This is a genomic window from Mesorhizobium sp. NPDC059054 (assembly GCF_042739215.1).
In the GTDB taxonomy this organism is placed as follows: Bacteria; Pseudomonadota; Alphaproteobacteria; order Rhizobiales; family Rhizobiaceae; genus Mesorhizobium.
The window spans coordinates 743,076-761,148 of sequence record NZ_JBHYHV010000001.1 but is presented as its reverse complement, the minus strand read 5'-3'; the positions used below and the strand labels follow the sequence as shown (position 1 = coordinate 761,148).

Genomic DNA, 18,073 nt, shown 5'->3' with positions numbered 1-18,073 from the left:
TCAACAGATAGCGACCGCCGAGCGATCAGCCTTCGCCGTCGATCCCCTTGTGATCCACATCCGGCGGCAACACCGCTTCGCCTTCCTTCTTGGCACGGCGCGAATAAGCTCGAACGCTGAAGGGCAAGAAGATGAGGTAGGCTGCGACCGAAGCGGTCAGCGTATGCCATGGGTAGCTGACCAGAAGCAGCACGTAGAGCACAACTGCAAGGATCACCGGCAGCACGCGGTCACCGGGGATCTTGAGGCTCTTGCCGGAGTAGACCGGCAATCGGCTGACCAGCAGGAAAGCGATCAGTACGGTGAAGGCGACGCCGGCGAATGCGATCGTCCGTGTCGGCTGCATGCCGAGGAAGGACAGATAGAGCGGCAACAGGACCAGCACGGCGCCCGCCGGTGCCGGCACGCCCACGAAATAGTCGACCTGCCAACCCGGGCGGTCGGTCTGCTCATCGAGCACGTTGAAGCGTGCCAGACGCATGCCGCAGGCAATGGCAAACAGGAGCGCGGCAATCCAACCCGGCGAGCCGGCCCGGTCGAGGAGATAGGCGTAGAGGACCAGCGCCGGCGCGACGCCAAAATTGACGATGTCGGCCAGCGAATCCATCTGTGCGCCGAATTTCGACGTCGCTTTCAGCAACCGCGCCAGACGGCCGTCTATGCCGTCGAGGAAAGCCGCGATCAGCACCATGACCACCGCCGTCTCGAAGCGGTTCTCGAAGGCGAAGCGGATGCCGGAGAGGCCGGCACAGATCGCCAGAACGGTCACAAGGTTCGGCAGAACCATGCGCAGCGGAATCTCGGTGATGCGCGGCCCGCCGTGACCGTGCGCCTCGAATTTCTTGAAGGGAGCGCCCATCGCGCCGTCCCTACGAGATGCGCACAAGCGGCGCCGCCTGCGGACCGCCGAATTCGGCAATGATGGTCTCGCCGGCAACCGCCGTCTGGCCGACAGCGACACGGGGCGCGGCGTTGGCGGGCAGGAAGACATCGACACGCGAGCCGAACCGGATCAAGCCGAAACGCTCGCCAATCGCCAGCGTGCCACCGGCATCCGCCCAGCAGACGATGCGCCGCGCCACCAGGCCGGCAATCTGTACCGCAGCCACCGGGCCGTTCGGACTTTCGATGACGAGACCGTTGCGCTCGTTTTCCTGGCTCGCCTTGTCGAGCTCGGCATTGAGGAATTTTCCCGGCCTATGCTCGATACGCGTGATGCGGCCGCGTACTGGAGCGCGGTTCACGTGGCAGGAGAACACATTCATGAACACCGAGATGCGCGTCATTTCGGTTGTGCCGAGCCCAAGTTCGCGCGGAGGTATCGCGGGTCCCACGGCCGACACGACACCATCGGCAGGGCTGACGACCAGGCGATCGTCGACTGGCGTCACCCGTTCCGGATCGCGGTAAAAATAGGCACACCAGGCGGTGAGGATCAGGCCGATCCAGAACAGCGTCGAAGAAAAATAGCCAAGCAGCAGCGTTGCCGCGGCAAAACCCGCAATGAACGGATAGCCTTCGCGGTGAATCGGAACGAACGCGTTCTTGACCGTGTCGACAAGGTTCATCGGGCTGGGGGCGGCTCCGTTTCGGATGCGCCTCTCTACCGGAAAGCGCCTGCCATCGCAACGCGCCAAAGCCGCGCTGCCTGGTCTGGTAGCGGCATGTTGGCCGCGAACGACCTCGACGCACCCACGCAAACCGGTCTAAGAGACTGATATAAATTAGCTTTCTTTCGTCTCCGTGACCGGAAACGCTACACCAGGCAGATAGACCGGGACAGGTCTGATCTCGTAGATGGCGGTCGGGTTGGCCTGCCTGAGATTGCGCGCGGCTTCGACCGCTTCCTCGCGGTTCGCGCAATCGACAATGTAGAAGCCGAGCAGCTGCTCCTTGGTCTCGGCAAATGGCCCGTCGATGACCATTCCAGCACCTTGCCCACGCAATGTGAAGGCACCCTCGGTCGGACTCAGGCGCGCAGCAGGACCCAATTTGCCTTCCGCGAGCAACCTTTCGCGAACACTGGCGAGCTTCGCCATGACGACGGCGTCTTCTTCTGGCGTCCAGGATTCAACCACGCCAGCGGCATGGTAGGCGAGAATGGCATAAAGCATCGGTTCCCCCGGGTTCACGGTGGCGCGCATCCCCTGCCCTGGACACACGGCCTTGGCCGGCGGCAGGTATAGCGCAGATGCAGGCCGTCTACGACACCTCTTCAGTGCGTCTGCGCACCACGACGCCAAGGTCGTCCGTTTCACGCGCAATACGCAGGCGTTCTTCCGCTTCCGTAGCCTCGCGTTGGCGATCCCACATCGACGCGTAGAGACCATGCTGCCGGAGCAGGTCACCATGCGTGCCGCGCTCAGCGATCTGGCCATCCTTGAGCACGATGATCTCGTCCGCCGAAATGACGGTGGAGAGCCGGTGCGCGATGACGATCGTGGTGCGGTCCTTCGAGACAAGATCGAGAGCCGCCTGGATTTCCTGCTCGGTGTGGCTGTCGAGCGCGGACGTCGCCTCGTCGAGGATCAGAATCGGCGGCGCCTTGAGAATGGTGCGGGCGATCGCCACACGCTGCTTTTCGCCGCCCGAGAGTTTCAGGCCGCGCTCACCGACCATGGTGGCATAGCCTTCAGGCAGGCGTTCGATGAAGGGACCGATCTGCGCCAGTTCCGCCGCCCGGCGAACCTCTTCCTCGCCGGCGTCCATGCGACCGTAGCGGATGTTGTAGGCGACGGTATCGTTGAAGAGCACGGTGTCCTGCGGCACCATGCCGATGGCTGAGCGCAAGCTTTCCTGCGTAACGTCGCGCACATTCTGTCCGTCGATCAGCACCGCACCGGACTGCACATCGTAGAAGCGGAACAACAGCCGCGAAATCGTCGACTTGCCAGCGCCCGACGGGCCGACGATGGCGACCGTCTTGCCCGCCGGCACCTCGAAACTGACGCCCTTCAGGATCTTGCGATTGGGGTCGTAGGAGAAATGCACGTCGCGGAATTCGACGCGACCGGCATCCACCGCCAGCGGTTTGGCATTCGGTTTGTCGACCACCTCCTGCTTGACGCCGAGAAGGTCGAACATGTGTTCGATGTCGGTCAGCCCTTGGCGGATTTCGCGATAGATGAAGCCGATGAAATTGAGCGGCACGGAGAGCTGCATCAGCATGGCGTTGATGAACACGAAGTCGCCGATGGTCTGTGTCTTGTTCATCACCTCATAGGCAGACATGCACATGACCACGGTGGTGCCGAGACCGTAGATGACGCCCTGGCCGAAGTTCAGCCAGCCGAGCGAGGTCCAGATACGGGTGGCGGCGGTTTCATAACGTGCCATCGAGCGGTCGAAGCGCTGAGCTTCCATGGCCTCGTTGCCGAAATATTTGACCGTCTCGAAATTGAGCAGAGAATCGATTGCCTTGGTATTGGCGTCGGTGTCGCTGTCGTTCATGTCGCGGCGAATGCCGATCCGCCAGTCGCTGGCTCTTACCGTGAACCAGACATAGAGCGCGACGGTAACCGCAACGACGGCGACATATTTCCAGCCATAGGTAAAGGCGAAGATGCCGGCCGTCAGCGCGAACTCGAGCACCGTCGGCGCCGTGTTGAGCATGATGAAGCGCACGATGGTTTCGATGCCCTTCGTGCCGCGTTCGATGATGCGCGACAGCCCGCCAGTGCGACGCTCCAGGTGAAAACGCAACGACAGCTGGTGCATGTGCACGAAGGTGCGGAAGGCGAGCTGGCGCACGGCATGCTGGCCAACCCGCGCAAACAACGCATCGCGCAACTGGTTGAAACCGAGCTGCACGAGACGAAGGAAATTATAGGCAATGACCAGCGCAATCGGGGCCAGCAGGATTTCCGGCAGAGGCGGATGATATTGCCCGGTGCCGGCAAGGGCGTCGGTCGCCCATTTGAAGAAATAAGGACCTGCGACCAGCACGAGTTTGGCAACCACCAGGAGCAGTGTCGCCCAGGTGACGCGCCAACGCAGATCGGGCCGGTCGGCGGGGTACATGTAGGGCCACAGATTGCGCAGCGTCTGGAAAGTGGTGCCGGTGTCGGCGGCGGAAACTGTCTTTTCGGCCACTGTTCTTGCCTTATGAAATCGGTTTGGCTGAGCGGCAACAGGCTTCGACCAGCACTGCGAGGGATGCAGAAACACCAGCCAGCGCCTTATGGTCGACCTCGTAGCGCGAACGCTGCCGGTCGGGCGTGAAGCGGACCAGACCTGCCTCGACGAGGATCTTCAAATGCTGTGAAACCGTCGACTGCGCGAGGTCGAGATGCTCTACGACCTCGCCGCAACAACAGGAATGGCTGGCGGACAGGCGCCTCAGGATTTCGATGCGCGCAGGATGAGATAGCGCGGCAAACTTTGTCGCGACTGCGCGCGTGTCTATTGGGTGGCCTGCGCCACACATCAGTTCAAGTGGAGATTCCATGGTTCATCGTCGATAGACGATGAACCAATTTTGCGCAACCTAGCCGGATGGGCGAATCGAATTCTATTCGGCGACGGTTGCCTGGTCGCCCAGTGTCTTCATGTCGGCGGTTTCGCCTTCCTTTGACTTCTGCGGCACCTTGAAGACCTGCCCCGGCCAGATGCGGTCCGGATTGCGGATCTGCTGCTGGTTGGCGAGATAGATGGTCGAATAACGCATGCCGTGTCCGTAAACTCGGCGCGAGATGCGCCACAGCGAGTCGCCGCGACGAATGATGACGGCGTGATCGACCTGCTCCAGCTTCGGCGCGACGGTGGTCGCAGCCTTGTCAGCGGATGCCACGTCCTGCTGAGGTGCCGGCGACCTGGCATCGGAAGCAGATGGAGCGACAGCGGCTATAGCTTCACCGGGTTCGCGCTGGAATGGCACTGCCGCACGGGCGATCACCTTGACACCATCGGCATCCAGCAGATCTACCCGAACGGTGTACTCGCCGACCGGCAGATCGCGAGTCGCTTCGACCAGGAATTGTCCCTTTTCGGATGTCACGGCCTCGCCGAGCAGGATTTCGTTGGCGTAGGCACGCACCTTGCGGCCAGGATCAGCGGTACCAGCAACAAAGATCTTGCCGCCATCGATTTCGACGGCTCCGACCGCGACCTTTGGCGCACCCGGTGCGGCCTGGGCTGTCGGTTCAGCCGGTTGGGCCGCGGAGGCCGTTGCTTGAGGCGCCGCGGAAGCCGCTTGCTGCGCCTCGGGTTCAACCTTTTCTTCAACCTTCGGCACAGAGAGCAATGTTGCCGCCTTGCCGGGTTCCTCAACCAACGCAAGGACCTGCCCATCCGGTTTTTCAGGGATCGCCACAACAGCCGTCTGCGCCGACGGAACGACATTGTTGGAGGGAGAGGTCGAACGCAGCTGCAACTGGTAGTTTCCTGGCTTCAGCGGATCGTCCAGCACAATCGCGAAGTCCCCGTCAGGTCCTGCCACCGTGGACCCGAGGACAGTTGTACCTTGCATGACGTCAACCTTGGCATTCGGGGCCGCTTTGCCGGCAACGACGACGGAGCCGTCACCTTCGGCGCGCACCACGTCGAAGGTGGGCGCGGCAGGACCGGTTGCTGCGGGCGCGGGTTCGGCCGGCTTGTCGGGTGCCGGTGTCACGGCGGCCTGCTGCTGGGCGGGCTTCTGTGCTGCCGGTGCGGCTGATGGCACAGTGGCGACCTGTGCGGGCGGGGTGGCTTTCAGATAGGGGTCGAGCGCACCGGAAACATAGGCCACACCGGCCACCGCCGCTGCTCCGCCTCCCGCAAATAGCAATGTCCTGACAAGCGCTGTTGTCATATCCTCTTCGCCCCCTTAGCCACCTACAGTTGGTCTAGCTGCTTTTCGAAGACCCGACAAGAAAAAGCCCGTCTCAAGGCTTGACCGAGCTCGCATACAGCATCACCAATCCATCCATGAACACGATTCGATCCGTCTGTGTTTATTGCGGCTCATCGCCCGGCCGCGATGGCGTCTATCTCGAAGCCGGACGACAGCTCGGCCATTCCCTTGCCCGCTCGGGCCTGCGCCTGGTTTATGGCGGCGGCACCAAGGGTATCATGGGCGCGGTCGCCGAAGGCACCATACGCTCGGGCGGCAAGGTCATGGGCATCATCCCGCGCTTCCTCATGACGAGGGAAGCGACGGAAAGCGCGCTCGACCGGCTGCACGAACTGGTCGTCACCGAAAACATGCATCAGCGCAAACACAGGATGTTCGAGGAATCCGACGCCTTCGTGGCGTTGCCGGGTGGCATCGGCACAGTCGAGGAAATCGTCGAGATCATGACCTGGGCGCAGCTCGGCCATCATCGCAAGCCGATCGTGTTCGCCAACATCAAGGGTTTCTGGGATCCGATGCTGGCATTGATCGATCACATGGCGTCTGAGGGCTTCATCCATACGGCCCATAATGTGAGGCCTCTGGTGGTGGAAGATCCCGAGAAAATCGTCGCTACCATCCTTGCCACGGGTGCTGCCGTCGATGCGCCAACCAGCGGCATCACTTCCGTCATCGACAAGATGTGAGGGCCGGCAGCCTGCTCAGCCGCGCCGGCTCGCGGCCAGCATGGACCATGTGTAGATTGCCAGTGCTGCCCAGATGAGGCCGAAAGCAACGGCTTTCGTCGTGTCGAACGGCTCGCCGAAGATGAAGACGGCGATCATGAACACGATCGTCGGCGCGATGTACTGCATGATGCCGATGGTGGAGAGGCGCAGCAGTTTGGCGCCGAAAGCAAAAAGCAGCAGCGGGACGGCAGTGACGATGCCGCTGCCCATAAACAGCAACGTGTCCGTCGCATTGCCAGCCGCGAAATTCCCCTCCCCCTTCAGCGCCAGCCAAATGACGTAAGCAAGGGCCGGGATGGAGAGGATGAGCACCTCCAGGAGAAATCCTTGGCTAGGACCAATAGGCAGTGTCTTGCGGAAGAATCCGTAGGCTGCAAACGAGAAGGCCAGCGCCAGCGAAACCCAGGGCAGCGTGCCGCCTTCGACGGTGAGCACAATCACCGCAATTGCCGCCAGCGCCACCGCCGCGATCTGAAGCCGGTTCAAGCGCTCACCAAGCAGCAGCGCACCGACCAGAACGTTGACGAGCGGGTTGATGTAGTAGCCCAGGGCCGTCTCGACGGTGCGGTCGACGGCAATCGCCCAGACATAGATGCTCCAGTTGATTGTGATCAGCGTCGCCGTCAGCGCCGCCATCGCCAGCATCCGCGGCGAACGCAGCGCCACCTTGAAATCGGCGGTACGGCCGAGCCAGATCAACACGGCGGCCGCGATCGGCACCGACCAGATGATACGGTGCGCGACGACTTCAGCCAGCGGCAGATGCGCCACTGCCTTCATGTAGAAGGGCAAAAGCCCCCATAAAAGATAAGCGCACAGGGCCAGGATAAAGCCGCGGCGCGCACCAGAATCCACATTCATTGGCACAGTCTGGGTGGTCATGGCCCAAACCTATGCGCCAGCGACCGCGCCAAGACCATCAACTAATTCTGATGCATCATGGACTTTCGCTGATGAATTACGCGAGATCGCGGTGTCGCTCCGGCGAAGGGTATGCGAACGCCGACATCCCTATTCCGCCGCGACCAGTCCCGCCATCTCCCGGTTCTTCATCAGCTTGTAAATGATGGAGTCCATCAGGGCCTGGAACGAGGCATCGATGATGTTTTCCGACACGCCCACGGTCCACCAGCGCGCGCCGGTGGAATCGTGCGATTCGATCAGCACGCGGGTGATCGCCTCGGTACCACCGTTGAGGATACGCACCTTGAAATCCGCGAGCTCGAGGTCGGCGATCTCGTTCTGATACTTGCCAAGATCCTTGCGCAGCGCGAGATCCAGCGCATTGACCGGACCGTGGCCTTCGGCCACCGACATCTTCTCCTCATTGTCCACCATGACCTTGACGATGGCTTCGGAGACGGTCTTCAACTGGCCGTTGGCATCGAACCGTCGCTCGACCATGCAGCGAAACGAAGTCACCGCGAAGAACTCCGGCAGGCCGGACAGCATCTTGCGCGCCAACAATTCAAACGAGGCATCGGCGCCCTCATAGGCGTAACCTTCTGCCTCACGTTCCTTCACAACGGCGATGAGCGCGTCGAGCCGCGCGTCGTCTTTCGGCACGTCAATGCCACGCCGCTTCAACTCGGCGAGGAAATTGGCCTTGCCACCCTGATCGGAGACCATGACACGGCGACGGTTGCCAACGGCTTCCGGCGGTACATGTTCATAGGTCTGCGGCTCCTTGATCAGAGCCGAAGCATGGATTCCAGCCTTGGTAGCGAAGGCAGACGAGCCGACATAGGGCGACTGTGCTTCGGGCGCCCGATTCAGCAACTCGTCGAAAGCGCGGGAAAGGCGTGAAATGCCGGCCAGCTGCTCCGGCGAGATGCCGGTCTCGAAACGGTCGCGATAGGCCGGCTTCAACATCAGCGTGGGTATCAGCGTCACCAGATTGGCGTTGCCACAGCGCTCACCGATGCCGTTCAGCGTGCCCTGGATCTGTCGCACCCCTGCCTCAACGGCAGCGAGTGAATTGGCCACAGCCTGCCCGGTATCGTCATGGGCGTGGATACCCAGATGACGGCCCGGGATGCCGGCGGCGATCACCTTTTCGACGATCGCGCGAATTTCGGATGGCTGGGTGCCACCATTGGTATCGCACAGCACCACCCAGCGCGCACCCGCCTCATAAGCCGACTTGGCGCAGGCCAAGGCATATTCCGGATTGGCCTTGAAGCCATCGAAGAAATGCTCGCAATCGACCATCGCCTCCCTGCCGGCGACAACCGCCGCCGCCACGGAAGCCCGGATCGCCTCGAGATTCTCCTCGTTGGTGCAGCCCAGCGCAACACGCACGTGATAGTCCCAGCTTTTGGCCACAAAGCAGATGACATCCGAGCGCGCCTGCACCAGCGCGGCCAGGCCCGGATCGTTGGAAGTCGAGACGCCGGCGCGTTTGGTCATGCCGAAGGCAACGAATTTCGAGCGCGCCGTGCGTTTTTTTGTGAAGAATTCGGTGTCGGTCGGGTTGGCGCCGGGATAGCCGCCCTCGACATAGTCCACGCCGAATTCGTCCAGCAAGCCCGCGATCGCAATCTTGTCCTCCACCGAAAAATCGATGCCCGGCGTCTGCTGGCCGTCGCGCAATGTCGTGTCGAAGAGATAGAGGCGGTCGCGTTGCATGGTCATTTACCGGCGTATTTGTCCGTTGCGCGGATCAGGCTGTCGAGGATGCCCGGCTCCGAATATGCATGCCCGGCACCTTCGATGAGGTGGAAATCGGCTTTCGGCCAGGCCTTGTGCAGCAACCAGGCATATTTCGCCGGACACGGCATATCGTAGCGGCCGTGGATGATAGTGCCGGGGATATCCTTCAGCTTGTAGGCATCGCGTAGAAGCTGCCCCTCCTCCAGCCAGCCGGCATGGACGAAATAGTGGTTCTCGATGCGGGCGAACGCGATTGCATAGTCATCTTGTGCGAATGGGTCGCTGGTCGCCGGTTCAGGCAGGAGCGTGATGGTCTCGCCCTCCCAGATAGACCAGGCTTTGGCCGCCTCGATCTGCTTTTGGCGATCACTGCCCACCAGCCGCTTGCGGTAGGCCGTCATCATGTCGCCGCGCTCTTCTTCAGGGATCGGCGCGAGAAACCGCTCCCACTTGTCCGGGAACATTTCCGAGACCCCGAACTGGTAGTACCACTCGAGCTCGGCGCGGGTGAGCGTGTAGATACCGCGTACCACGAGTTCGCTGACGCGGTCAGGATGCGTTTCGGCATAGGCCAGCGACAGTGTCGACCCCCAGGATCCACCGAAGACCAGCCATTTGTCGAAGCCGGCCATCTCGCGCAGCCGCTCGATGTCGGCGACCAGATGCCAGGTCGTGTTGGCCTCCAGCGACGCGTTGGGCGTGGATTTGCCGCAGCCGCGCTGATCGAACAGGATCACGTCGTAGAGCTTCGGATCGAACAGACGCCGATGGTTCGGTGAAATCGTGCCGCCAGGCCCGCCATGCAGGAAGACGGCAGGCTTGGCACCCTTGGTGCCTACCCTTTCCCAATAGACCTGATGGCCGTCGCCCACATCCAGCGTGCCGGTCTCGAACGGTTCGATCTCGGGATAAAGCGTACGCAATTCCAAACTCACAGTTTCAGCCCCTTCTCAGGCCAGTTTTCGGTTTCACGATCGGGGTGCTGGAAGGAGATGACGTGCTCCTGACGGGCATAATAGTCAGGATTCTGATGCACCGGCGCTTCGAAGATCTTCTCGACCCAAGGCAGTCGCGAGGCGTAGTTGACCTGATGCGTCGGCGCCAAGTCGGAGCGGTCATCAAAACTGCCGATCGAAATCTCCAGCCCATCAGGGCTCTTGTAGGTCATCGGCGTGCCGCAGCGTTTGCAGAAGCCGCGTGCTATGTTGACGGAAGACTGGAAATAGCTCGGTTCCTCATGCACCCATTCGACACCTTCGGATGGCACCGTGACGAAAGCGCCGAAGAACGAGCCGAACTGCTTCTGGCACATGCGGCAATGGCAGATGGAGGCGCGCCCTAGCTCACCGCGTATGCGGAATCGCACTGCCCCGCACTGGCAGCCGCCGGTTCTGATGGCATCGGTCATGATCTGTCCTCCGGGGGCCAGGTTGCGGTGTCGTGATCAGGATGCTGGTGGTTCACCATCGAGGTGATGAATGGCACCGAAACGGGATCGTCTTCCGTTGCCCCGCCAGGCAACGAGGGAATGGCATCGACGTAAGGCAGCTTGGCCTCGATTCCCCACTGGATCGTCGGTGGAATTTCTTCCGGGTGATCGAAGGCCGCGATGGCCAGCGCGATGCCATCGGGAGCCTCAAAAGTCAGTGGCGTACCGCATTCCGGGCAAAAGCCGCGCTTGGCGAAACTGGAGGATTGGAAAAGCTTCGGCTCGACGCGCGTCCACGTCAAGCTGGCACCGGCGACGGAAACCAGCGGCTGGTAGAAATTGCCGCTCGCTTTCTGGCACATGCGACAATGGCAGATCGACGCTTCGCCAAGCACGCCCTCGACGCGAAAACGTACTGCGCCACACTGACATCCGCCGGTATAAGTGGGTTTGTTGTCGAGGCTCATCACGCGGGCCTATGGCAGACGGCTTCGATGTTGTTGCCGTCGGGATCGAACGCGAAGGCGGCATAGTAGTGCTCGTGATAGTGCGAGCGCAGTCCTGGAGCTCCGTTGTCCTTGCCACCCGCCAAGAGTGCGGCCTGGTGGAAGGCATCGACAGCGGCACGGCTGCCGGCGGTGAAGGCATAGTGGCGGCCGGGCGCCGGTGTGGTCGTCTCATGCAGCCAGAACACCGGCCGGTCGCGGCCATATCCACCAACCTTGGCGCCACCCGTGTACTGCTCCGGCACCATATAGAGCAGCGAAGCGCCAAGTGGCGCCATCACCTTGTCGTAGAACGTCTTCGCCACTTCGAAATCGACGACGGAAATGCCGGTATGGTCGATCATCTCTTCACCTCCCAGGTGGTCACCCGCTCGCCCGTCACAGGATCCTTTCCATCCTTCAACTGGATACCCTGCACGAGCAATGCATCACGGATGCGGTCTGCTTCGACCCAGTTCTTGGCTGCGATGAAAGCCAGGCGCTCTGCAATGGTCTTCGAAACAGCCTGCTCGTCAATGACCGCAGTCGCAAGACTGAACCCAAGGAATTGCAACGCCGCCTTCAGGCTTGCCGCGGCGGCGTTTCCTTCGGCAGCATCCGCCGCGAGCTGCGTCAGCACCTGAAAGGCCTGATACGTGCCGAGGTCATCCGCCAATGCCTCGATAACGGCTTGCGGAACGTCGCCTGCCTCGCCGGCCGCCAGATCGGCCGCACGCTTCCATTTGCGCAGGGTGTTCTCGGACTCTTCCAGCTTGCGAACCGAAAAATCGATCGGCTCGCGATAGTGCGTCATCAGCATGGCAAGGCGCAGCACCTCGCCCGGCCATTTGCGGCCGCCGAAGGTCTCCGTCTCCAGGAGTTCGTTGATCGAGTAGAAATTGCCCAGACTCTTGGACATCTTCTGCCCTTCGACCTGCAGGAAACCGTTATGCATCCACACCTTGGCCATCACGTCGGTGCCGTGAGCGCAGCGCGATTGCGCGATCTCGTTTTCGTGGTGCGGGAAGATGAGGTCCAACCCACCGCCGTGGATGTCGAAGATTTCGCCGAGATAGGCCGCGCTCATGGCCGAGCATTCGATATGCCAACCGGGGCGTCCCCTGCCCCACGGACTGCGCCAGCCGGGCTCTTCCGCGGATGACAGCTTCCACAGGACGAAATCGCCGGGGTTCTTCTTGTGCGCGTCCACGGCGATGCGGGCGCCGGCCTGTTGCTCGTCCAGCGGGCGCTTGGACAGTTCGCCATAGTCCGGCATGGACGCAGTATCGAACAGCACCTCACCTTCCGCCTCATAGGCATGACCTCGATCGATCAGCTGGTGGATCAGTCCGATCATATCGGTCCTGCCGTCCGGACGCGGCTCTACGAATTCGGTGGCACGCGGCTCATATGTCGGCGCAAGGCAACCGAGCGTGGCGACGTCCTTGTGGAATTGATCCGCGGTCTTCTCGGTTACCCGTCGGATCGCTTCATTGAGCGACAGTTTCCCTGAAGCGATATCGTTGCCGAAATCGCGCAAGGCGCGCGCGTTGATCTTGTCATCGAGGTCGGTGATGTTGCGCACATAGGTGACGTGCTCGGCGCCATAGACGTGGCGAAGCAGCCTGAACAGGACATCAAAGACGATCACCGGTCGGGCATTGCCAATATGGGCGAAGTCGTAAACTGTCGGGCCGCAGACATACATGCGCACATTGGCGGGATCGATGGGGACAAAATCCTCCTTCGCCCTGTTCAACGTATTGTAGAGGCGCAAGCCTTTCGAGCCCTCAGACATTCATCCCCTTCCCGACCGATCCGGCCGCCGCGCATTTTCGCGCACAATCCAACCCCAGCCTGCTGGCCGGGGCGTTGTCCACTCAGAGAGAAAGTTGAGGCGAAAACGTCCAGACCAGCGCGAGCGCTAGCCAATAATGCAGATGCCACAAATGGCGAAAGACGTTCTCATGGGCGGCTTTATCGCGCTCGCCCGTGTTGCCGTCAAGTCGCAACTTTCGCCGGCAAGTCGCTTTGGCGACAGCAAAGGGCTCGAAGAAACATTTTCTTAAGTATGTGCGTTCAGTGCTATAATATTCGTCGGCTCACGTGGAAAACGCCACGATTTGGTCGGAATCGGCCATCATGTGCAGCGCCTTCCAGTGACCTTGACCTTGGGGAAGTCGAAATGCCACGCAGCAAGCAGGAAGCCAGTCGAGCGAAGCAACCGACACTCGCCAGCCAATATCGGGCAATCGGCCCGGCGGCGATCGTGGCGGCATTGCTCCACACGGCTAAGAAGAAAAAGCCCGCGCACAAGATAACTTCGCCACGCGCGGCCTGAACAAACGGTCTGCGGGCGCAGACCGTCGCTGACGAGCGATGCTCGCTCGGCGCGAGAGACTAGAATAGCGACATCTGTTCGGTATCGTCGCCACCGGGTTTCTTGCGCGCTGGTTTGGCCGGCTTTTGCCCGGTCGTGACGTCCTCAGCCGACGCAGCAGATCTCTCCTGGATTTCCGGACCCGAATTGGCGACCTTGTTGACGAGGTCCGAAACCGGGATCGCCTCGAAGAACCCCTCCTCCACCGGGCGCAGGAGATCGGCGACATCCCGTGGCTCCCGGTCTCGGCAATCCAGCCAGCGCGAAAAATCCCCGGGATGGATCACGACCGGCATGCGGTCGTGAATATGGGCGATGTCGGCATTTGCGGTCGTGGTCATGATGGCGCCGGTATCCATTTCCGAGCCGCCAGGTTCTGCATAAGTCTCCATAAGCCCGGCAAAGGCGACGATGCCGCCGTTTTTCGGCCTCACCCAATAAGCCTGTCCCTTCCTGTTGCCGGTCTGCCGCCATTCATAAAAACCGCTGGCCGGCACCAGGGTACGGCGATGGCGCATGGCGGTACGGAAGGAGGCTTTCTCAGCCGCGCTTTCGGAGCGGGCGTTGATGAGAAGCGGAAACTGACGCGTGTCCTTGACCCAAGTCGGTATCAGCCCCCAGCGGACCAACATGGAAGTGCGGTCGGAACGGTTCGAACCAGGCGCCTTCGGAGCACCGGAAAGCACCATCGTGATGGGTTGCGTGGGCGCGATGTTATAGCGAGCCGGAAAGGGCTCGATATCATCCAACCCCAGGAAGGTCGTGGTCTGGTCCGGCGTCGCGGTCAGGGCAAAACGTCCGCACATGGCGCAATCTCATTTCTGTCTGGCTCCGAAAGTGGTGGTGGAAGCGCATCGCCGCAACCGCTAAAGCTCGGTTTGGAAGCGCGATCCACAGCCATCGCGCGGTGTTGCAAACATCGGAAGACGCGGAGAAATGACCCACAGGCAAACCATACCGTCGGTTTCCGTGGCGGTCGTCCATGGCGACACGGTGCTTCTGGTGAAGCGGGCCAGACCGCCTTCGAAGGGGGTCTATGCCTTTCCTGGTGGCAAGGTAGAGGCCGGCGAGAGCCTGGAAGCAGCAGCGGAACGGGAGCTTCTTGAAGAGACCGGCCTCGAGGCTGCCGATCTTCGCCCGCTGGTCGAAATATTCATCGACGGTTCCGCCGAAGGCCACCCGGTCGATTATCGTCTGACAGTGTTCGGCGCCCGCTACATCGGAGGCGAAGCCAAGGCCGACGACGACGCCGAAACGGCCGCCTTCTATACTCTTGCCGAGATGGAAACGATGCCGCTGGCCGGCTCCGTCTTTTCCGTTGCCAGGGACCTGCTGCAGCCGGAGAAAAAGCCGTTGGGCTAAGGTCAAGAACGCCTTGCAGCAGACAAATTGTTTCTTCACAAAGCCTTATGATCCGCCCGTCCCTCACCCTTTTGCTTGGCATCGCCCTATCTGTGGCCGCTCCGGCGCAACCAGCCGCGGCTGCCGAAGCGCCGTTCGAGCCTGGGCTGATGCGGCTGGCGGAGGTTTTGGGATCCCTGCATTTCCTGCGCAACCTCTGCGGCGAAAAGGGAGACCAGTGGCGAGGCGAGATGCAGAAGCTGCTGGATTCCGAAAATCCCGATCCGGAACGGCGCGCGCGCTTCATCGCTGCATTCAACAGGGGTTACCGTTCATTCGGCAGCACCTACACACAGTGCACGTCTTCGGCCAGCGAGGCCATCAGCCGGTACATGAAAGAGGGCGAGAAACTCTCGCGCGACATCGCGTCGCGCTACGGCAATTAGCGAGCTGTTAACTTTTTCACCATTGTGGCAGCACAGCACCAAAGTCCTGTGGTAGGAACCTTAATGGGACATTAAAGGGACGGGTCAAGTTTGATCCTCATTTGAAGGGTCGCCGCTTGAATAAGGGTGGTAGTTGCGTATGGGACACACAGCCAGCGATATCGATGCCCTCGTCAGGGAAGAAAAGCGCCTGACCGCCGTCGAAAGCCATAGCGAAGCATGGGCCGAAGGGCTTTCTGCGGGTATCGAGCCGGATATCATCGCCGAGGCAGCACTGGAAACAGCCTTTTGCGAGATGCTGCGCGCCAATGGCGAAACCGCAGCCCTTGCCCTGCTCGACAGGATGCGTGAAAAGGTGATTGCTGGGGCGTTCGAACCCGACCAAGTGCGGCACTGAACCGACGCCCGGCGCTAACCGGCGGAATAGCCTTTCCGCCGCGCGGCGGCATACAGACCGGGCCTTGCCCGGCAGCATGGAGAGGCGGCCGGTGAAATTTTCGTCCTTCGACAGACCCCGTGGCCTGGCGTTCGGCGCTGGTTTCCTCGCGCTGACGTTTGCGATCCCTTCGGTCCTGCTGACGACATCCCGGCCAGCCGTTGCGCTCAGTGAAATCAGACGCGATGACGTTCAGGTCCCCGGCAAACGTCAGCAGATGGGACCCGAGGCACCAAAACCCGGTGTCGTGCCGTTGCCGGATCCGATCCAGACTGTTCCGCCAGCCCAAAAGACAACGCCACCGGGGCAGGACGAGCCCGAGCAGGTCGAACCTGCCAAGCCTGGAGAAGGCAGCGGCAATCTCGCCCGGCCCCAGATCGATCCCACTGCGGCCTTGCCACCGGTGCAATATGATCTCGCGAAACTGCCGGAACCAGTGCGGCGCATGCGCGAACTGATCATCGAGGCCTGCAAGACCGGCGATATTGAGAAGCTTCGCCCGCTGATCGGTACCGGCGATTCGCTCACGCAGCTTTCGCTGACCGACATCGAGGGCGACTCGATCGCCTTCCTCAAAGGACTGTCTGGCGACACCGAGGGCCAGGAAATCCTGGCTATCCTGCAGGAAGTTCTAGACGCGGGTTATGTGCAACTCGACCCGGGCACGCCGCAGGAACTCTATGTCTGGCCTTATTTCTTCGCCTATCCGCTGGCCAAGCTCGATGCCAAGCAGCGGGTGGAACTCTTCAAGATCGTCACTGCCGGCGACTATGAGGACATGAAGCAGTACGGCACCTACATCTTCTATCGGGTGGGTATCACCCCGCAGGGCCGCTGGACATTCTTCGTGGCAGGCGATTGAGCAAAGCCTCTCCGGGCAAGATTCTCTGTAGCGCTCGTCGCAAGACGCGGTGACGATGCAGCCAGAAGACGAGACGAACGGTCCCGCCAAACACAGCTAGGCGACAACAGCTTCCGAGAATTCGACCGCCCTGCCCTGCGACGGCGTGACAATCTCGCCTTCCCACATGACGCGGGTGCCGCGAATGATCGTGCCTACCGGCCAGCCGGTGACTTCCTTGCCGTCGTAGGGCGTCCAGCCTGCGCGCGAGCCCGCCTGCGCGTTGGTGATGGTTTCGCGCCGCTTCATGTCCACGACCGTGAAATCGGCATCGTAGCCGGCGGCGATGCGCCCCTTGCGCGCCATGCCGAAGATGCGGTTCGGGCCGTGGCTGGAGAGATCGACGAAGCGCTCCAAGGTGAGCCGGCCGGCATTGACGTGATCCAGCATGATCGGAACCAGCGTTTGTACGCCGGTCATACCTGACGGCGAGGCCGGATAGGGTTTTGCCTTCTCGGCCAACGTATGCGGCGCATGATCGGAGCCCAGCACATCGACGATCCCTTGGCTTATGCCGTTCCAGACGCCGTCGCGGTGGCGTGCGGCGCGCACCGGCGGATTCATCTGCAAAAGGGTGCCAAGGCGTGCATAGTCATCCGAACTCATCGTCAGATGGTGCGGTGTCGCCTCGCAGGTGGCGACATCCTTGTGCTGTTCGAGGAAGGCGATCTCTTCCGCGGTAGAGATGTGAAGAACATGGATGCGCGCACGGGTCTGGCGGGCGATCCGCACCAGGCGCTCCGTACACTGGAGGGCCGCGATTTCGTCGCGCCATATCGGGTGCGAAGACGGATCGTTCTCGATTCGCATGCCGAGGCGCTCGCGCAGGCGAAATTCGTCTTCCGAGTGGAAGGCCGCGCGGCGGCGCGTATTGCGCAGGATGGAGGCCACGCCTTCGTCGTCCTCAACCAGCAAATCGCCGGTGGATGAGCCCATGAACACCTTGATGCCGGCAGCGCCCGGTAACCGCTCCAGCTCGGCAACGTCACCGGCATTGTCGCGCGTACCGCCGACCCAGAAGGCGAAGTCGCAATGCATGCGTCCCGTGGCGCGCCTGACCTTGTCGGCGAGCGTAGCCTCGCTGGTGGTCAGTGGATTGGTGTTGGGCATTTCGAAGACGGCGGTCACGCCACCCAGAACCGCAGCACGGGAACCGGTCTCGAGATCTTCCTTGTGCTCAAGGCCCGGTTCACGGAAGTGCACCTGGCTGTCGACGACCCCCGGCAGCACATGCAGGCCATTGCAATCAATGGTCTTCCCCGCGGAAGCGGCAGCAAGGTCGCCGATTGCAGCGATCCTGCCGCCATTCACGCCAATGTCGCGCTGGCCGATACCATCATGATTGACGACAATACCGCCCTTGAGGATGAGGTCGTAGGTCACTGCCATCCGCTCCGGCCCTTGTGTGGGAATTGCCTGCGGCTTACGTAATGGCTCTTCGA

General features: G+C 61.4%; 21 protein-coding genes. 6 read left to right on the top strand and 15 right to left on the bottom strand.

Annotation, left to right across the window (positions count from 1 at the left end):
• Nucleotides 1-25: 25 nt before the first annotated feature.
• The 6 genes from pssA to ACFWXH_RS03605 form a co-directional block, all read right to left on the bottom strand.
• Nucleotides 26-859 (bottom strand): CDP-diacylglycerol--serine O-phosphatidyltransferase, encoded by an 834-nt coding sequence (gene pssA / locus ACFWXH_RS03630; RefSeq protein ID WP_379117600.1) that lies wholly within the window; start codon nt 857-859, stop codon nt 26-28.
• A gap of 10 nt (nt 860-869) precedes the next feature.
• Nucleotides 870-1,595, bottom strand: coding sequence for a phosphatidylserine decarboxylase (locus tag ACFWXH_RS03625; RefSeq protein ID WP_379118948.1), 726 nt, complete (start codon nt 1,593-1,595; stop codon nt 870-872).
• Between the two features lie 129 nt (nt 1,596-1,724).
• Nucleotides 1,725-2,114 (bottom strand): YciI family protein, encoded by a 390-nt coding sequence (locus ACFWXH_RS03620; RefSeq protein ID WP_379117598.1) that lies wholly within the window; start codon nt 2,112-2,114, stop codon nt 1,725-1,727.
• Between the two features lie 88 nt (nt 2,115-2,202).
• Nucleotides 2,203-4,092 (bottom strand): ABCB family ABC transporter ATP-binding protein/permease, encoded by a 1,890-nt coding sequence (locus ACFWXH_RS03615; protein WP_379117596.1) that lies wholly within the window; start codon nt 4,090-4,092, stop codon nt 2,203-2,205.
• Between the two features lie 10 nt (nt 4,093-4,102).
• Nucleotides 4,103-4,447 carry an ArsR/SmtB family transcription factor gene (locus ACFWXH_RS03610; protein ID WP_379117594.1) on the bottom strand — a complete coding sequence of 115 codons (345 nt, stop codon included), beginning with the start codon at nt 4,445-4,447 and terminating at the stop codon, nt 4,103-4,105.
• 63 nt (nt 4,448-4,510) lie between these two features.
• Nucleotides 4,511-5,791, bottom strand: coding sequence for an Ig-like domain-containing protein (locus ACFWXH_RS03605; RefSeq protein WP_379117592.1), 1,281 nt, complete (start codon nt 5,789-5,791; stop codon nt 4,511-4,513).
• 116 nt (nt 5,792-5,907) lie between these two features.
• Here ACFWXH_RS03605 and ACFWXH_RS03600 point away from each other — a divergent pair, with 116 nt between their 5' ends.
• A complete protein-coding gene (locus ACFWXH_RS03600) occupies nt 5,908-6,519 on the top strand; it encodes a TIGR00730 family Rossman fold protein (protein WP_054309430.1) in 612 nt (203 codons plus the stop codon).
• Between the two features lie 15 nt (nt 6,520-6,534).
• On the opposite strand, the gene rarD is transcribed toward ACFWXH_RS03600, so the two are convergent.
• From rarD to cysS, 7 genes are all read right to left on the bottom strand, one after another.
• The gene (rarD, locus tag ACFWXH_RS03595) at nt 6,535-7,443 is read right to left on the bottom strand and encodes an EamA family transporter RarD (protein ID WP_379117589.1); all 909 of its coding nucleotides are present in this window, start codon (nt 7,441-7,443) and stop codon (nt 6,535-6,537) included.
• A 129-nt stretch (nt 7,444-7,572) separates the two neighbouring features.
• Nucleotides 7,573-9,195 carry a citramalate synthase gene (gene cimA / locus ACFWXH_RS03590; protein WP_379117587.1) on the bottom strand — a complete coding sequence of 541 codons (1,623 nt, stop codon included), beginning with the start codon at nt 9,193-9,195 and terminating at the stop codon, nt 7,573-7,575.
• The gene (pip, locus tag ACFWXH_RS03585; protein WP_379117585.1) at nt 9,192-10,148 is read right to left on the bottom strand and encodes a prolyl aminopeptidase; all 957 of its coding nucleotides are present in this window, start codon (nt 10,146-10,148) and stop codon (nt 9,192-9,194) included. The genes cimA and pip overlap by 4 nt, the downstream gene beginning before the upstream one ends.
• A complete protein-coding gene (locus tag ACFWXH_RS03580; protein ID WP_379117583.1) occupies nt 10,145-10,621 on the bottom strand; it encodes a GFA family protein in 477 nt (158 codons plus the stop codon). Before ACFWXH_RS03580 ends, pip begins: the two co-directional genes overlap by 4 nt.
• The gene (locus tag ACFWXH_RS03575) at nt 10,618-11,109 is read right to left on the bottom strand and encodes a GFA family protein (RefSeq protein WP_379117580.1); all 492 of its coding nucleotides are present in this window, start codon (nt 11,107-11,109) and stop codon (nt 10,618-10,620) included. Before ACFWXH_RS03575 ends, ACFWXH_RS03580 begins: the two co-directional genes overlap by 4 nt.
• Nucleotides 11,109-11,492 carry a VOC family protein gene (locus ACFWXH_RS03570; protein WP_054308771.1) on the bottom strand — a complete coding sequence of 128 codons (384 nt, stop codon included), beginning with the start codon at nt 11,490-11,492 and terminating at the stop codon, nt 11,109-11,111. The genes ACFWXH_RS03575 and ACFWXH_RS03570 overlap by 1 nt, the downstream gene beginning before the upstream one ends.
• Nucleotides 11,489-12,925: a cysteine--tRNA ligase gene (gene cysS / locus ACFWXH_RS03565; protein ID WP_379117577.1), complete on the bottom strand. Its 1,437-nt coding sequence runs from the start codon at nt 12,923-12,925 to the stop codon at nt 11,489-11,491. Before cysS ends, ACFWXH_RS03570 begins: the two co-directional genes overlap by 4 nt.
• A gap of 387 nt (nt 12,926-13,312) precedes the next feature.
• On the opposite strand from cysS, the gene ACFWXH_RS03560 reads away from it, so the two are divergent.
• Nucleotides 13,313-13,468: a hypothetical protein gene (locus tag ACFWXH_RS03560; protein WP_152979711.1), complete on the top strand. Its 156-nt coding sequence runs from the start codon at nt 13,313-13,315 to the stop codon at nt 13,466-13,468.
• A gap of 59 nt (nt 13,469-13,527) precedes the next feature.
• Here ACFWXH_RS03560 and ACFWXH_RS03555 read toward each other — a convergent pair whose 3' ends face one another.
• Nucleotides 13,528-14,313, bottom strand: a complete 786-nt coding sequence (locus ACFWXH_RS03555) for an SOS response-associated peptidase (RefSeq protein WP_379117575.1) — start codon at nt 14,311-14,313, stop codon at nt 13,528-13,530.
• A gap of 130 nt (nt 14,314-14,443) precedes the next feature.
• On the opposite strand from ACFWXH_RS03555, the gene ACFWXH_RS03550 reads away from it, so the two are divergent.
• The 4 genes from ACFWXH_RS03550 to ACFWXH_RS03535 all read left to right on the top strand — a co-directional run bounded on the left by ACFWXH_RS03550 (nt 14,444) and on the right by ACFWXH_RS03535 (nt 16,592).
• On the top strand, nt 14,444-14,869 hold the full coding sequence (locus ACFWXH_RS03550) for an NUDIX hydrolase (RefSeq protein WP_379117573.1): 426 nt from the start codon (nt 14,444-14,446) through the stop codon (nt 14,867-14,869).
• A 47-nt stretch (nt 14,870-14,916) separates the two neighbouring features.
• The gene (locus ACFWXH_RS03545) at nt 14,917-15,294 is read left to right on the top strand and encodes a TIGR02301 family protein (protein WP_379117571.1); all 378 of its coding nucleotides are present in this window, start codon (nt 14,917-14,919) and stop codon (nt 15,292-15,294) included.
• Between the two features lie 139 nt (nt 15,295-15,433).
• Nucleotides 15,434-15,691, top strand: coding sequence for a hypothetical protein (locus tag ACFWXH_RS03540; protein WP_379117569.1), 258 nt, complete (start codon nt 15,434-15,436; stop codon nt 15,689-15,691).
• Between the two features lie 91 nt (nt 15,692-15,782).
• A complete protein-coding gene (locus ACFWXH_RS03535; protein ID WP_379117567.1) occupies nt 15,783-16,592 on the top strand; it encodes a hypothetical protein in 810 nt (269 codons plus the stop codon).
• A 96-nt stretch (nt 16,593-16,688) separates the two neighbouring features.
• On the opposite strand, the gene ACFWXH_RS03530 is transcribed toward ACFWXH_RS03535, so the two are convergent.
• Entirely contained in the window at nt 16,689-18,020 is a 1,332-nt protein-coding gene (locus tag ACFWXH_RS03530; protein WP_379117565.1) for a dihydroorotase, read from the bottom strand.
• Between the last annotated feature and the right edge of the window lie 53 nt (nt 18,021-18,073).

Coding starts and splice junctions, on each gene's coding strand:
- ACFWXH_RS03540 (WP_379117569.1), top strand. CDS start 15,434: ATGGGACACACAGCCAGCGATATCGATGCCCTCGTCAGGGAAGAAAAG.
- ACFWXH_RS03555 (WP_379117575.1), bottom strand. CDS start 14,313: ATGTGCGGACGTTTTGCCCTGACCGCGACGCCGGACCAGACCACGACC.
- ACFWXH_RS03545 (WP_379117571.1), top strand. CDS start 14,917: ATGATCCGCCCGTCCCTCACCCTTTTGCTTGGCATCGCCCTATCTGTG.
- ACFWXH_RS03575 (WP_379117580.1), bottom strand. CDS start 11,109: ATGAGCCTCGACAACAAACCCACTTATACCGGCGGATGTCAGTGTGGC.
- ACFWXH_RS03610 (WP_379117594.1), bottom strand. CDS start 4,447: ATGGAATCTCCACTTGAACTGATGTGTGGCGCAGGCCACCCAATAGAC.
- ACFWXH_RS03605 (WP_379117592.1), bottom strand. CDS start 5,791: ATGACAACAGCGCTTGTCAGGACATTGCTATTTGCGGGAGGCGGAGCA.
- ACFWXH_RS03530 (WP_379117565.1), bottom strand. CDS start 18,020: ATGGCAGTGACCTACGACCTCATCCTCAAGGGCGGTATTGTCGTCAAT.
- ACFWXH_RS03580 (WP_379117583.1), bottom strand. CDS start 10,621: ATGACCGATGCCATCAGAACCGGCGGCTGCCAGTGCGGGGCAGTGCGA.
- cysS (WP_379117577.1), bottom strand. CDS start 12,925: ATGTCTGAGGGCTCGAAAGGCTTGCGCCTCTACAATACGTTGAACAGG.
- rarD (WP_379117589.1), bottom strand. CDS start 7,443: ATGACCACCCAGACTGTGCCAATGAATGTGGATTCTGGTGCGCGCCGC.
- ACFWXH_RS03560 (WP_152979711.1), top strand. CDS start 13,313: ATGCCACGCAGCAAGCAGGAAGCCAGTCGAGCGAAGCAACCGACACTC.
- cimA (WP_379117587.1), bottom strand. CDS start 9,195: ATGACCATGCAACGCGACCGCCTCTATCTCTTCGACACGACATTGCGC.
- ACFWXH_RS03550 (WP_379117573.1), top strand. CDS start 14,444: ATGACCCACAGGCAAACCATACCGTCGGTTTCCGTGGCGGTCGTCCAT.
- ACFWXH_RS03600 (WP_054309430.1), top strand. CDS start 5,908: ATGAACACGATTCGATCCGTCTGTGTTTATTGCGGCTCATCGCCCGGC.
- ACFWXH_RS03570 (WP_054308771.1), bottom strand. CDS start 11,492: ATGATCGACCATACCGGCATTTCCGTCGTCGATTTCGAAGTGGCGAAG.
- pssA (WP_379117600.1), bottom strand. CDS start 859: ATGGGCGCTCCCTTCAAGAAATTCGAGGCGCACGGTCACGGCGGGCCG.
- ACFWXH_RS03620 (WP_379117598.1), bottom strand. CDS start 2,114: ATGCTTTATGCCATTCTCGCCTACCATGCCGCTGGCGTGGTTGAATCC.